The organism is Xanthomonas sp., assembly GCF_017163755.1.
Lineage (GTDB): Bacteria > Pseudomonadota > Gammaproteobacteria > Xanthomonadales > Xanthomonadaceae > Xanthomonas_A.
In genome coordinates this window covers 149,803-163,923 of record NZ_JAFIWC010000004.1, presented here as the reverse complement: position 1 = coordinate 163,923, position 14,121 = coordinate 149,803, and the positions used below count along the sequence as shown (strand labels likewise).

The 14,121-nt window shown below is 70.8% G+C and carries 9 protein-coding genes, 1 pseudogene and 1 riboswitch; of the genes and pseudogenes, 3 read left to right on the top strand and 7 right to left on the bottom strand.

The features are described 5' to 3' along the window. Positions 1-58: 58 nt before the first annotated feature. The 3 genes from trhA to JR065_RS04440 all read right to left on the bottom strand — a co-directional run bounded on the left by trhA (position 59) and on the right by JR065_RS04440 (position 3,546). Positions 59-721, bottom strand: coding sequence for a PAQR family membrane homeostasis protein TrhA (trhA, locus tag JR065_RS04450; protein ID WP_206232465.1), 663 nt, complete (start codon positions 719-721; stop codon positions 59-61). A 118-nt stretch (positions 722-839) separates the two neighbouring features. Further along, a complete protein-coding gene (locus JR065_RS04445) occupies positions 840-2,444 on the bottom strand; it encodes a peptide chain release factor 3 (RefSeq protein ID WP_206232463.1) in 1,605 nt (534 codons plus the stop codon). Between the two features lie 73 nt (positions 2,445-2,517). Then, positions 2,518-3,546 carry a peptidoglycan DD-metalloendopeptidase family protein gene (locus tag JR065_RS04440; protein ID WP_206232462.1) on the bottom strand — a complete coding sequence of 343 codons (1,029 nt, stop codon included), beginning with the start codon at positions 3,544-3,546 and terminating at the stop codon, positions 2,518-2,520. 139 nt (positions 3,547-3,685) lie between these two features. Further along, positions 3,686-3,804, top strand: a riboswitch (SAM riboswitch). Between the two features lie 69 nt (positions 3,805-3,873). Here JR065_RS04440 and metX point away from each other — a divergent pair. The 3 genes from metX to JR065_RS04425 are packed head-to-tail and all read left to right on the top strand — an operon-like array spanning position 3,874 to position 7,207. Further along, positions 3,874-4,908, top strand: coding sequence for a homoserine O-succinyltransferase MetX (gene metX, locus JR065_RS04435; RefSeq protein WP_206232460.1), 1,035 nt, complete (start codon positions 3,874-3,876; stop codon positions 4,906-4,908). Beyond that, positions 4,905-6,122, top strand: a complete 1,218-nt coding sequence (locus JR065_RS04430) for an O-succinylhomoserine (thiol)-lyase (protein WP_206232459.1) — start codon at positions 4,905-4,907, stop codon at positions 6,120-6,122. Before metX ends, JR065_RS04430 begins: the two co-directional genes overlap by 4 nt. Before the next feature lie 26 nt (positions 6,123-6,148). Next, positions 6,149-7,207 (top strand): homoserine dehydrogenase, encoded by a 1,059-nt coding sequence (locus tag JR065_RS04425; RefSeq protein WP_241093384.1) that lies wholly within the window; start codon positions 6,149-6,151, stop codon positions 7,205-7,207. Positions 7,208-7,312: 105 nt separating this feature from the next. Here the strand turns inward: JR065_RS04425 and JR065_RS21795 are convergent, their stop codons facing one another. The 4 genes and pseudogenes from JR065_RS21795 to JR065_RS04410 form a co-directional block, all read right to left on the bottom strand. Then, entirely contained in the window at positions 7,313-8,896 is a 1,584-nt protein-coding gene (locus JR065_RS21795) for a glycosyl hydrolase family 18 protein (protein ID WP_429001838.1), read from the bottom strand. Between the two features lie 12 nt (positions 8,897-8,908). After that, positions 8,909-9,367, bottom strand: a pseudogene (locus JR065_RS21855) (Ig-like domain-containing protein); the annotation flags it as partial. A 364-nt stretch (positions 9,368-9,731) separates the two neighbouring features. Further along, entirely contained in the window at positions 9,732-10,727 is a 996-nt protein-coding gene (locus tag JR065_RS04415) for an alpha/beta fold hydrolase (RefSeq protein WP_206232455.1), read from the bottom strand. A 205-nt stretch (positions 10,728-10,932) separates the two neighbouring features. Next, positions 10,933-13,926 carry a ligand-binding sensor domain-containing diguanylate cyclase gene (locus JR065_RS04410; protein WP_241093370.1) on the bottom strand — a complete coding sequence of 998 codons (2,994 nt, stop codon included), beginning with the start codon at positions 13,924-13,926 and terminating at the stop codon, positions 10,933-10,935. Between the last annotated feature and the right edge of the window lie 195 nt (positions 13,927-14,121).

Below are 14,121 nucleotides of genomic sequence, written 5' to 3'. Positions count from 1 at the left end.
GCCATACTTGGGCGTTGGCTGTGCACAGGGCGCGAAAAAGCGGCCGGCGACCGCGCCGCTACAGCACCTGCGCGGTCACCGAGACGAAGTGGCAGACGCTGCCGCCGAGCACGAACAGATGCCAGATCGCATGCGAATAGCGGATCGATTCGCGGTGATAGAAATAGGTGCCCAGGGTGTAGAACAGGCCGCCGGCGAGCAACCAGCCCAGCGTCCAGTAGTCCAGCGAGGCGAGCATCGGCTTGATCGCGACCACGACCGACCAGCCCATGCCGACGTAGATGACGGTGGACAGCAGCGGGAAGCGCCCGGTGTAGAACAGCTTGAAGATCACCCCGGCGATGGCCAGGGTCCAGATCATCGCGAACATGCCCCAGCCCCACGGGCCGCGCAGCGCGATCAGGGTGAACGGGGTATAGGTGCCGGCGATCAGCAGGTAGATCGCGCAATGGTCGAAGACCTTCAGCCGGCTCTTGGCCCGCGGATGCTGGATCGCGTGGTACAGCGTGGAGGCGGTGTACAGCAACAGCAGCGCCACGCCGAACACGATGGCGCCGGCCAGCTGCCAGCCGTCGCCGTAGATGGCCGCCAGGGTGATCAGGACCGCGCCGCCGGCGAGGGCGGCGATCGCGCCGAGCCCATGGGTCACCGCGCTGGCGACCTCGTCGCGCAGGTCCAGTGTCGAGGACGCGTTCGATGAAGGAGACGAGTCTGCGTTCATGGCGAGGACGACGGGTCTGCAGTCATCCCCGCAACTTACCCCAATTGCGAGACATTCGCATCCGCGGCGCGGGTGCCGGTTGGCGCGCCGTTCAAGCGCGCCGAGCGGAAGTGTGGCTTCAGTCCAGCGCCACGCTGTGCGCGTGCTCGCGGGTCGCGGCGAAGCGCACGTCCGGCGCGCGTTCCTGCGCCAGCTGCAGGTTGACCCGGGTCGGCGCCAGGTAGACCAGTTCGCCGGCGGCGTCGATGCCCAGGTTCATCGCGTTCTTCTCGCGGAACTCCTCCAGCTTCTTGGCGTTGTCGCAATGCACCCAGCGCGCGGTGACCACGCCCACCGGCTCGAAGCTGGCATCCACGCCGTACTCGTCCTTGAGCCGGTAGGCCACCACGTCGAACTGCAGGGTGCCGACCGCGCCCAGGATCAGGTCGTTGCTCATCAGCGGGCGGAAGAACTGGGTGGCGCCTTCCTCCGACAGCTGAGCCAGGCCCTTCTGCAGCTGCTTGAGCTTGAGCGGGTCGCGCAGCCGCGCGCGGCGGAACAGCTCCGGGGCGAAGTTGGGGATGCCGGTGAACGACAGCGCCTCGCCCTCGGTGAAGGTGTCGCCGATGGAGATGGTGCCGTGGTTGTGGATGCCGATCACGTCGCCCGGATACGCCTCGGCGGCGATCTCGCGGTCGCTGGCCATGAAGGTCAGCGCGTTGGCCAGCTTCACTTCCTTGCCGGTGCGCACGTGCAGGGTCTTCATGCCGGCGCTGAAGCGGCCCGAGCACACGCGCATGAACGCGACGCGGTCGCGGTGCTGCGGGTCCATGTTGGCCTGGATCTTGAACACGAAGCCGGTCAGCTTTTCCTCGGTCGCCTGCACCTGGCGGCCGGTGGTGGCATGCGGCTGCGGCGGCGGCGCGTGTTCGGCGAAGAAGTCCAGCAGCGGCTGCACGCCGAAGTTGTTGACGCCCGAACCGAAGAACACCGGGGTCTGCTTGCCGGCGCGGTAGGCGTCCAGGTCGAACGCGTGGCTGGCGCCCTGCACCAGTTCCAGTTCGCCGCGCAGCTCGGCCAGCATCTGCTCGCCGATCCGCTCGGCCAGCCCGGGCGCGTCCAACGACGGGAAGATGGTCGAATCCTGGCGGGTGAAGTTGCGGCCCTGCTCGTACAGGTGCACTTCGCCGCTGATCAGGTGCACCACGCCCTTCAGGCGCTGGCCCATGCCGATCGGCCAGGTCACCGGCGCGCACTGGATGCCGAGCACGGTCTCCACTTCGTCGAGCAGGTCGATCGGGTCCTTGCCCTCGCGGTCGAGCTTGTTGATGAAGGTCATGATCGGCGTGTCGCGCAGCCGGCACACCTCCATCAGCTTGATGGTGCGCTCTTCCACGCCCTTGGCCACGTCGATCACCATCAGCGCCGAGTCCACCGCGGTCAGCACCCGGTAGGTGTCCTCGCCGAAGTCGGCGTGGCCGGGGGTGTCGAGCAGGTTGATGATCTTGCCTTCGTACGGGAACTGCATCACCGACGAGGTCACCGAGATGCCGCGCTCCTTTTCCAGCGCCATCCAGTCGGAGGTCGCATGGCGCGCGGCCTTGCGGCCCTTGACCGAGCCGGCCATCTGGATCGCGCCGCCGAACAGCAGCAGCTTCTCGGTCAGCGTGGTCTTGCCGGCGTCGGGGTGGGAAATGATGGCGAAGGTGCGGCGGCGCGCAGCTTCCTGGACAACATCGGACATGGCAACGGCGCCCACTGGGCGATCACGGCTACAGGGAAGGGCGGAATTATAGCGCCGCGGCGGCGGGCGCGGGTCAGCGCGCGGCGTCGGCCGGCGCCGCGGCGGCGCCCTCGCGGGCGAACTTCAGCTCGCCCAGCGTGCCGAACATGCGGAACGGGATCGATTCCAGGCGCATGCCGCGGTTGACCTGGAGCACGAAATGCAGGTGCGGCGCGGTGCTGTAGCCGGTATTGCCGGACAGCGCGATGCGCTGCCCGGAGCGCACCCGCTGCCCGGTGCGCACCTGCACGCCGTCCCACTTCAGGTGCGCGTAGACCGCCATCGTGCCGTCGTCGTGGACGATGCGGATGAAGTTGGCGCGGCCGCCGAACTTCTCCCGGTTCAGCCCGGCCTTGTCGAAATCCGACTCCACCTGCATCACCCAGCCGTCGCGTACCGCCAGCACCGCGGTGCCCTCGGGCACGGCGAAGTCGAGCGCGTAGTAGTTCTGCGCGTCGTTGTGGCTGAAGCTGCCGCCGAAGCCCTGGTCCACGCGCACCCGGCCGTATTCGAACGGCAGCCGATAGGCGTAGTCCTGCGGCTTGGCCGCGGGGTCGCCCGGCAGCGCGTCCAGCACCAGGTCGAAATGGCTGCCGTGGCGCGGGTCGTTCACGTACAGGCGCGAGACCAGCGCGCTGCCGCGCGCGGGCAGCACCGCGCGCGCGGGCAGCGCCGGCACCGCGGTGACGTTGTCGGCGCGGCGGTAGCGCAGCTCCACCTGCACCGGGCCGTACAGGCGGTTCTCGGCCCAGGCCAGCTGGCGCGCGCCCTGGCTCTCCAGGCGCAGCTGCGCCAGCGCGCCGGGCGGGTTGCGGTAGGGCAGCACGCTCGCCTGCACCGGGCCGGCCAGCTGCGGGTCCGGCGGATGGTCGGCGTAGTGGGTCACGCCATCGGCGTCCTTCCAGGCGTACAGCTTGGCCGCGGTGGCGGGCGGCGCCAGCCACAGCAGCGCGCTCGCGCCGAGCAGCCAGCGCAGGGCATGCAAGGGGCGGGACGGGGCGGCAGCCCGGCGCGCGGTCGGGCCGCGGCCGGCGCTGGCCGGGGTCGGGGGCTGGCCGGGCATCGCGGGGCTCCTGGAGCGGTGGGGTCGGGCGACGGCGGTCGCGAGGCGGGATTATGCGTCAGCCGCGATCCGTGATCCTTTCATCGCTTTATCCGAATAAAGAGATTTGACATCGGCGAACAACGCTGGCATCGTGGGGTCACCATCGAGACCGGCGGAGGGACAGGCCCTTTGATGCCGGGGCAGCCAGCGGGCGCGCAAGCGCACGTGTAGGTGCCAAATCCTGCGGGGACCACCGCGTCCGCCGAAAGATGGTTCGATCAGTGCCTTCGCACGTCGAACGCGAGCTCCGCGAAGCTCGATGGCCGTTCCTCCCCGGATACCGCCATGAGCCTCGTGAACACGCCCAGCCGCCCTCCCGTCCCCGATCCGTACGTCGCTTCCGCCGCGCCCGACGACAGCGTGATCGCGTTGCGCGGCGAAACCGCGATTGCGCTGCCGCTGCGCCATGCCGGCGTGCAGTTGCTGCGCCTGCGCTACGAACTCACTGGCCCGGCCGAGGCGCCGGTGGTGTTCGTCGCCGGCGGCATCTCCGCGCACCGCCACCTGGCCGCCAACGCCGCCTTCCCCGAGAAGGGCTGGGCCGAGGGCCTGGTCGGCGGCGGCCGCGCGCTGGACCCGGCGCAGCGGCGGCTGCTCGCGTTCGACTTCGTCGGCGCCGACGGCAGCCTGGACGCGCCGATCGATACCGCCGACCAGGCCGATGCGATCGCTGCGCTGCTCGACGCGCTGGGTATCGCCCGGTTGCACGGTTTGGTCGGCTATTCCTACGGTGCGCTGGTCGGTTTGCAGCTGGCTGTCCGCCACCCGCAGCGGCTGGGCCGGCTGGTGGCGGTCAGCGGCGCGCACCGCGCGCATCCGTACGCGGCCGCCTGGCGCGCGCTGCAGCGCCGCGCGGTGGCGCTGGGCCAGCTGCAGTGCGCGGAAAGCCACGGGCTGTCGCTGGCGCGGCAGTTCGCGATGCTCAGCTACCGCACCCCGGAGGAATTCGGCGAGCGCTTCGACGCGCCGCCGGAAGTGATCAATGGCCGCGTCCGCGTCGCCGCCGAGGACTATCTCGACGCCGCCGGCGCGCAGTACGTGGCGCGCACCCAGGTCAACGCCTACCTGCGCCTGTCCGAATCGATCGACCTGCACCGCATCGACCCGGCGGCCGTCGCCGTGCCCACCGTGGTGGTCGCGGTCGAAGGCGACCGCCTGGTGCCGCTGTCCGACCTGGTCACCCTGGTCGAGGGCCTGGGCCCGCGCGGCAGCCTGCGCGTGCTGCGTTCGCCGTACGGCCACGATGCCTTCCTGAAAGAAACCGACCGCATCGACGCGATCCTCGCCACCGCCCTGCGCACCACCGGAGCTACCGCATGAGCACTGCCCACGACAACGAACTGCCCTGTAGCGCCGCCACCGCCGCGGTGCGCGCCGGCATCGACCGCGACAGCGCCTACGGCGCGGTGACCCCGCCGATCGTGCTGTCGTCAAATTTCAGCTTCGACGGCTTCGGCAACAAGCGCCAGTACGACTACACCCGCAGCGGCAACCCGACCCGCGACCTGCTCGGCGAAGCGCTGGCCGAGCTGGAAGGCGGCGCCGGCGGCGTGGTGACCGCGACCGGCATGGGCGCGATCAACCTGGTGCTCAACGCGCTGCTGCAGCCGGGCGACCGGCTGGTGGTGCCGCACGATGCGTACGGTGGCAGCTGGCGCCTGTTCAACGCGTTGGCCAACAAGGGCCACTTCGAGCTGATCACCGCCGACCTGACCGACCCGCGTTCGCTCGCCGACGCGCTGGCGCAGGCGCCGAAGCTGGTGCTGATCGAGACCCCGTCCAACCCGCTGCTGCGCATCACCGACCTGCGCTTCGTCATCGATGCCGCGCACAAGGCCGGCGCGCTGGCCGTGGTCGACAACACCTTCCTGTCGCCGGCACTGCAGAAGCCCATCGCCTTCGGCGCCGACATCGTCATCCATTCCACCACCAAGTACGTCAACGGCCACAGCGACGTGGTCGGCGGCGCGGTGATCGCCGCCGATCCGGAACTGCACCAGCAGCTGAGCTGGTGGGCCAACGCGCTGGGCCTGACCGGCTCGCCGTTCGACGCGTTCCTGACCCTGCGCGGGCTGCGCACCCTGGACGCGCGGCTGCGCGTGCACCAGGAGAACGCGCAGGCGGTGGTGGCGCTGCTCGACGGCCATGCGGCGGTCACCCAGGTCTACTACCCGGGCCTGGCCGCGCATCCGGGGCATGCGGTCGCCGCGCGCCAGCAGCGCGGCTTCGGCGCGATGATCAGCTTCGAACTGGCCGGCGGCGAGCCGGAAGTGCGCGCCTTCGTCGACGGCCTGCGCTATTTCACCCTGGCCGAGTCGCTGGGCGGGGTGGAGAGCCTGATCGCGCATCCGGCGACGATGACGCATGCGGCGATGAGCGCCGAGGCGCGCGCGCATGCGGGCATCTCCGATGGCCTGTTGCGGCTGTCGGTGGGCATCGAGTCCAGCGAGGACCTGCTGGCCGATCTGCGGGCGGGCCTGTTGCGCGCGCAGCAGGCCGGCGAGGCGGTGGCGCGCAAACGGGTGGACGCGTGAGCCGGCTCGCCGACGACGAACTCGCGTTGCCGGCGCGCGCTGCGCCGGCCGCGCACGCGCCGCGGCTGGCCCTGCTCGGCACCGGCACCGTCGGCCGGGCGTTCGTCGCCCGCTACCAGGCCTTGCAGCAACGGCGTGCGGGCTTGCCGGCCTTCGCCTGGCTGGCCAACTCGCGCACGCGCCAGGCATGCCTGGCGGTCCCGGCGCACGCGCTGGACGCGGCCAACGCCGCGCCGCGCGGCACGCAGGCGCAGGCCCTCGAACCGGACGACCTGCGCCGCGGCGACGTGCTGGTCGATGCCACCGCCAGCGACGCCGTCGCGCAGCGGCATGCGCAGTGGCTGGCGCGTGGCGTGCACGTGGTCACCGCCAACAAGCTCGGACGCGGCGCAGCGCTGGCGCGCGCGCAGCAGATCGAGGCGGCGCGGCACGCCGGCGCCACCCACTACGGCGACAGCGCCACCGTCGGCGCCGGCCTGCCGCTGCTGAGCAGCCTGCGCGCGCTGGTCGCCGGCGGCGACCGCATCCATGCGGTGGAAGGCGTGCTGTCGGGCTCGTTGGCGTGGCTGTTCCACCGTTACGACGGCGCCCGCGCGTTCTCCGACTGCGTGCGCGAGGCCGCGGCGGCCGGCTATACCGAGCCGGATCCGCGCGAGGACCTGTCCGGCGAGGACGTGCGCCGCAAGCTGCTGATCCTGGCGCGCGCCGCCGGGCTGCCGCTGAGCGCCGAACAGGTGCAGGTGGACTCGCTGCTGCCGGCGGCGCTGGCGGCGGCTGCGCCTGCCGGGGTGGACGCGGCGCTGTCGACGCTGGATGCGCCGCTGGCCGCGCGCCTGGCGCAGGCGCGCGGCAACGGCGCCTGCCTGCGTTTCGTGGGCCGTTTCGATGCCGACGGGGCGTCGGTGGCGTTGCGCGAACTGCCGCTGGGCCATCCGCTGGCCAGCGGCGCCGGCACCGACAACCGCGTCGCCCTGCACAGCGACCGCTATCTGCGCCAGCCGCTGTTGATCCAGGGGCCGGGCGCCGGCGCGGAAGTCACTGCCGCGGCGCTGCTCGACGACGTGTTGCGCATCGCCGCCGACTGAGCGGCCGCGTGCGCCGCGGCGCGCCCGACCTCGTGTCGGAACGGGCAAAGAGAAACGCCGGCTTGCGCCGGCGTTTCGTTTTGGTGGATGGCGTTGTCGCGCCGCCTATTGCAGGCCGTTGCTGACCGCCTTGACCAGTTCCGCCTGCGGCGCATCGCCGCTGAACTCCCAGAAGAAGGCGCCGCCCAGACCCTGCGCCTTCACGTAGCCCATCTTCTGGGTGATCACGCCGGGCGTGTCGTAGCTCCAGAAGGTGCTGCCGTTGTACTTCCAGTGCGCGCCGGCGGCGTTGTCGGTATGCGAGGTGCCGGCCGCGTTCTTGAGGATCTTGTAGTCCTCGATGCCGGCCTCGTAGGTGCCCGGCGCCGGGCTGCCGCTCTGGTACAGGCCGTTGTTGACGTTGGGCACGTTGGTCCAGCCGCGCCCGTAGAAGCCGATGCCCAGATTGAGCTTGGCCGCGGGCACGCCGGCATCCAGGAACGCCTGCATCGCATCGTTGCTGTTGTAGTAGCGCTGGTCGCCGGTGGAAGGATCGGCCGGCGAATCGAACAGCGCCGAATGGTGGTTGGTGATCGGCTCGAACGCGCCGTGGAAGTCGTAGGTCATGACGTTGATGTAGTCCAGGTACGGGTGGTACTGCGCCGGATCGGTCGCGCGGATCTTGTCCACGCCGGCGCCCACCGCCACGGTCAGCAGCAGGCCGGGACGGACCTCGTTGAGCTGGCGCCGGAACTCGGCCATCAGCGCGGTGAAGTTCTGCCGGTCCTCGGCGCTGCCGCAGCTGATGCCGCAGGCGTTGGGGTATTCCCAGTCGATGTCGATGCCGTCGAACACGCCGGCCGCGGCCGCCGCGCCGCCCGCGCCATCGGTGACCGGCAGGTTGCCGCGGATGTAGGCGTCGATGCACGAGGCCACGAAGGCCTGGCGGTTCTCCGGACGCGCGGCGCTGGAGAAACCGCGCGACCAGGTCCAGCCGCCCAGCGAGATCAGCACTTTCAGGCCGGGATGCTTGGCCTTGAGCTTCTTCAGCTGGTTCCAGTTGCCGCGCAGCGGCTGGTCCCAGGTGTCGGCCACGCCGTCGACGCTCTGCGCGGCCGCGAACGACTTGGTGTAGTCGGCGAACGCATCGCCGCCGGCGCCGGTGTTGGGGTCGGACGGCTGCACCACGCCCACTTCGCAGCGGTTGTTGCGCACGTTGCCGAAGGCGTAGTTGATGTGGGTCATGTAGTTGGCCGAGCCGCTCTTCTCGATGTCGGCGACCTGGTAGTTGCGGCCGTAGATGCCCCACTGCACGAAGTAGCCGATGACCCGCTTGCCGCCGCCGCCGCCGGACGGCCGGGTGCGCACGCTCAGCGCCGCGCTGCTGGCCGAGGCGTTGCCGGCGTTGTCGCGCGCGGCGACCTGGTAGCTGTAGCTGGTGTCGGCGGCCAGCGCCGAGTCGGTGTAGGCGGTCGCGGTCGGCGAGCCGACCAGCGCGCCGTTGCGGTAGACGCGGTAGCCGGCGATGCCGCTGCCGCCGGCGTTGTCGCTGGCCGCGTTCCACGACAGGGTGACGCTGCTGCTGGTCTGCGTGGCCGAGGCCAGGCCGGTGGGGACGCTCGGCGCGGTGGTGTCGGTGGGCGGGGTGCCGATGACGGTGATGCTGCGCGCCGCCGAGGTCGCGTTGGCGCCCTGGTTGTCGGTCGCCACGGCGGTCAGCTGATGGCTGCCGGCGCTGGCGTTGCTCCAGGTGACGCCGTAAGGCGCGCTGGTGTCGCTGCCCAGCGAAGTGGCGCCGCGGAAGAACTCGACCTTGGCGATGCTGCCGTCCGCATCCGCTGCGTTCGCCGACACGGTGATCGCCGCGCCGCTGGAGAAGCTCGCGCCGCTGGCCGGTGCGGTCAACGCCACGGTCGGGGGCTGGTTGCCGGTGGCGCTGCAGGTGCCCAGGTCCTGATACCAGCCGCAACTGGTGCAGTAGGTGGGCGCGGCGTTCCATATCTGCGTGGTGGCCTGGTACAGCTTGCCCTGGAAGACCAGCTTGTCGCCGCTCTGGTAGATCCTGGCGGCGTCCCATTGGGCGATGCCGCTGCAGGACACGGATTGCGCCCGTGCCTGGCTCGCGAATGCGACAAGGGCGGTACAGCACAACAACCACGGTAGAGCGAATTTCACGTTCATGGTGAAACCTCCTGTCCTGTGCGATGTGGCCAACGGATCTTCGGAAAGCAGCCGGAAAGCCCCGTACTGGCTGCATTCCAGCGCCACTGGTGGGTGGCCGGCGCCATGGGTGCGGGCCGCCTCCTCTGCGCTGGAGAGGGGACCGTCGACTGCGGTGATAACGTTGTCAATTGCCCGCGAGAAACAACCGGGGTTGCTATCACAGTAATAGTTGACAACGTTGGGTCCGGCGCGCCTGCACGGCGGCCGATGGCGCCATCAATGTTGCAGGGCGCAAGCGCAGCGCGCGCCCGGCAGGCGGCGCAGAGCCGCTCGGCGGGTCACCGGCGGGCACAGGCGGGCCTTGCCCTTCTGCGCAGGGACCTCAGCGCGACAGCGCGTCCAGCAGCGCGGCGTTGAACCGACGCGGGTCCTGCACCTGCGGCGAGTGGCCGAGTTCGGCGAATTCGACCAGCCGCGCGTTGGCGATCGCCGCCGCGGCGCGTTTGCCCAGCGCCGGGTAATCGCCGAGCCGCGCCTTCACCGCGTCCGGGGCCAGCGCCTTGCCGATCGCGGTGTTGTCCTTCTGGCCGATGAACAGCGTGGTGGCCACCTTCAGTTGCGGCAGCTCGTAGACCACCGGCTGGTTGAACACCATGTCGTAGGTCAGCGCCTGGTTCCAGGCCACGGCCTGCTTGCCGGGGCCGGCGTACATGCCGGCCTGCATGCGCGCCCAGCGCTCGAATGCGGGCGTCCACTGGCCCGCGTAGTAGGTGCGGAGCTGGTATTGCTTGATGCTGTCGAAGCTGGTCTTCAGTTCGCTCTGGTACCACGCGTCCACGCTTTGCCACGGCACGCCCAGCGCCTTCCAGTCCTCCAGCCCGATCGGATTGACCAGGGCCAGGTGTTCGGTCGCCTGCGGATACATCAGCGCATAGCGGATCGCCAGCATGCCGCCCATCGAATGGCCGACGACCGCCGCGCGCTCGATGCCGAGCTGTTGCAGCAACGCACGGGTGTTGGCGGCCAGCTGCGCGAACGAGAACTGGTAGGCCGCCGGCTTGCTCGACTTGCAGAAGCCGACCTGGTCCGGCGCGATCACCCGGTAGCCCTGCGCGTGCAGCGCGGCGATGGCGTCCTCCCAGGTCGCGGCGCAGAAGTTCTTGCCGTGCAGCAGCACCACCGTGCGTCCGTTGGGCCGCTGTGGGCGCACATCCATGTACGCCATCTGCAGCGTCTGCTGCTGCGAGGTGAAGCGGTATTGCTGCACCGGATGCGGATAGTCGAACCCTTCCAGTTGCGGACCGTAGGTGGCCGGCTGCGCCGCGGCCGACCACGGCAGCATGGCGAGGGCGGAGGCGAACAGGGCGTATGGGCGCATGGCGAAAAGGGGCGGTGTGAGGGGGGAGCCCGCACTCTAAGCCATCGGCGCCGGGCGCCGTCAATGCGCCGGCGTTTTCCTACGCAAGCGTTGCGGCCGGCGAAGCGGTGGGAGCAGTTTCGGTCGCGACCGGGCCACCGATGGGGCCCATCGCCACCGATGCCGCCGGCGACGAGCGCCATCTCGGACGTGCATCGCCTAGCGCCTAGCGGTGCATCAGGGTCAGGCAGGCATGGTGCTGCATGCGGTCGGCCGGTTCCTGCAGCGCCGCCAGCACCTGCTCGACCTGGGCGCCGAGCACCGGGCGGTACGCGGCCCAGCCGTTGCGTCCGTTGGCCTTGGCCTGGTACAGCGCGCGATCGGCGAGGATCAGCAACTGCTCCCAGCCCAGCTTGTGGTCCGGGTCGTGCACGAACGGGAACTCCGCCAGGCCGATCGAGCAGGTGACCTGGCCGATGCGACCGTGGTCGAATTCGAACGGATGCGCGGCGATCGCCCGGCACAGGCGCTCGGCGGCCACGCCGAGGTTCTCGCGCGGCGCCGAGCGCAGCACCAGCAGGAATTCCTCGCCGCCCCAGCGCACCACGTAGTCGCTTTCGCGGGTCAGGCTGACCAGCAGCCGGGCCATCTGCTGCAGTACCGCATCGCCGGTGTGGTGGCCGCCGCTGTCGTTGATCGCCTTGAAATGGTCGACGTCGATCAGCGCGAACACCATGCCCGCCGCCAGCGTGTCCTGGTCGTTGGCGGCCATGCGCCGGTACAGCGCGATGTCGCTGGGGATGTGCAGCGACAGGTAGCGTCGGTTGCGCAGCTGGGTCAGCTCGTCGGTGAAGCTGGCTTCCTGCAGGCGCTGGTTGGCTGCCTGCAGGGCTTCGGTGCGTTCGTGCACCAGCCGCTCCAGCCCTTCGCGCTGGCGCCGGTTGACGATGCGCGCCACGCGGACGCCGAGCAGCACCAGCGCAACCAGGCCCAGTCCGAGCAGCAGGCGCGAATACAGCGTCTCGTGGAAGCGCGGCCGGATCCGGAACGGCAGGCGCGCCGGGCTGTCCGCCCATACGCCGGCATTGTTGCTGCCGGTGACCTCGAACACGTAGTCGCCGCCGGGCAGGTTGGTGTAGCTGGCGCTGCGCTGGCGGATGTCCTCGGGCATGCGCCAGTCGGTGTCGTAGCCGAGCAGGCGGTATTTCAGCTCCACGTTCTCCGGCGCCTGGAACGAGGCGGCGGTGAACTCGAAATCCAGGTCGCGCGCGTCCACCGGCAGGGGCTGGCCGAGCAGCGCCTGCGGCAGCTGCCAGCGGCCCTGCACGCGCACCCGCTCCACCCGAGGCCGCGGAGGCACGGCGTTCTTGACGATGCTGGCGGTGTCCATCGCCACCACGCCGTCGCGGCTGGGCAGCCATAGCGTGCCGTTCTCGATGAAGCCCTTGCCGTTGCCGGCGCCGTTGCAGCACAGGCCCTGCACGCCGCCGTGGCGCTGGCCGCGCTCGTTGAGCAGCAGCTCGGCATGCAGTTCGGTCGCCGGTGCGCGGATGCGCGCGAGCAGGTTCTTCAGCGGCATCCGGTACACGCCGCGCATGCCGGCGACCCAGACGGTGCCGCGGCCATCGTCGGTGATGAAGAACGCGGTGTTGCCGGGCAGGCCGTCGGCGTCGTCGAACATGGTCCAGCGTTGGCCGTCGAACACCCACAGCTGCTCGGACAGGGTGCCGACCAGCAGCTGGCCGCCGGGCAGTTCGTGCAGGGCGGTGATGTCGGCGTCGGCCAGCGGCGAACCGGGCGCGCTCAACGCATGCATGCGCTCGCCGCGCAGTTCGTACAGGCCGGACTGCGAGCCGACCAGCAGGCGCCCGTCGCGGGTTTCGCGCAGCAGGCGCACGCGCGCGTCGCGCAGCCCGTCGGCGGTGCCGTAGCGGCGCAGCCGCGCGCCGTCGGCGCGGAACACCCCGTCGCTGGTGGCGAACCACAGGCGCTGCGCGCGGTCGCGGACGATGCCGTTGACCTGCAGTTCGCGCAGCGGCGCGAGCAGCGGCGGCGTAGTGGCCTTGCCGTCGCGGTACAGCAAGGCGCCGCGGCGGGTGCCGATCCACAGCTGCCCGCGCTCGGCCAGCAGCGTGTAGGCGTCCTCCTGCGGCAGCTGCTCGCGGCGCAGCACCTGCTCGAAGCGGCCGTCGCGCAGCCGCGCCACGCCGCTGGCGGTGCCCACCCACAGCGAGCCGTCGGGATCGCGCGCCAGCGACCACGCCAGCGCGTCGTGCAGGCCTTCGTAGCGGCTGTAGCGGCGGGTCCAGCCGTCCCACAGCCGGATCACGCCCTTCCAGCGGCTGCCCAGCCACAGGTTGCGCTCGCGGTCCTCGAAGATCGCGCTGACTCCCAGGCCGCGGTCGCTCTCGGCATAGCGTTCGACGATGCGGCCCTGGCGCAGGCGCAGCAGTTCTTCGGGCAGTCCCACCCACAGGTTGCCGTCGCGGTCCTGGAACAGGGCTTCCACCGGCCGGCGGTTGGCGTCGGCGGCGCCGGCCAGGCGCTGCCAGCGCTCGCCGTCGCGGAACAGCAGCCCGTCGCGGGTGCCGGCCCACAGCCGGCCCTGCGCATCGAGCAGCTGCCGCACCGGCGCCTGGCGCGCGTCCTCAGGCAACGGCAGCGACTGGCCCTGCCCGCCGCCGGCGGGGTAGCGCAGCACCGCGCCGCGGCTGCCCACCCACAGGCCGTCGGCGCGCGGCAGCAGCGCGTACGCGCCGTCGGCGAGCCGGTGGCGCAATTGCAGTTGCTCGCCGACCACCGCATAGACGCCCTGTTGCGCGGCGACCAGCACCGTGCCCTGGTCGTCGATGGCGATGGATTCGATGTTGAGCAAGGGCGCCTGCGGGTCCTGCGGGCGCAGCGTGCTGAAGCCGCCGTCGCGGTAGCGCGCCAGCCCGCGGTAGGTGCCGATCCAGAGGCTGCCGTCCGGGCCCACCCGCAGCGCCTTGATCATGGTGCCGGGCAGGTGCGCGGGCGCGCTTTCGCTGAACGAGGTCATGCGCACGCCGTCGAAGCGCGCCAGCCCGCCCATGGTGCCGATCCACAGATAGCCGTCCGCGTCCTGCGCCAGCGCCGCCACGCTCAGCTGCGGCAGGCCCTGCTCCAGGCTCCACTCGTCGCGCTCGTAGTGGTTGAACTGCTTGTCCGGCTGCAGTGCGGCGGCGGGCGCGGCGGCCAATAGTCCTGCGCCCAGGAACAAGCCTAGCTTGAGCGCGAGCGTGCACCAGAAAGCAGGACGAGGCGGCGAGGGCATTCCAGTGCCGGGTTGGCGAGTTGGCAAACCTGCTATCGGCACGGAACGGCGGATCTTTATCCGGAGCGGGCCGCGCAGGGTCGTCTGCGCGCCGCAACGCCGCCGTGAAGGCGGGCCGGG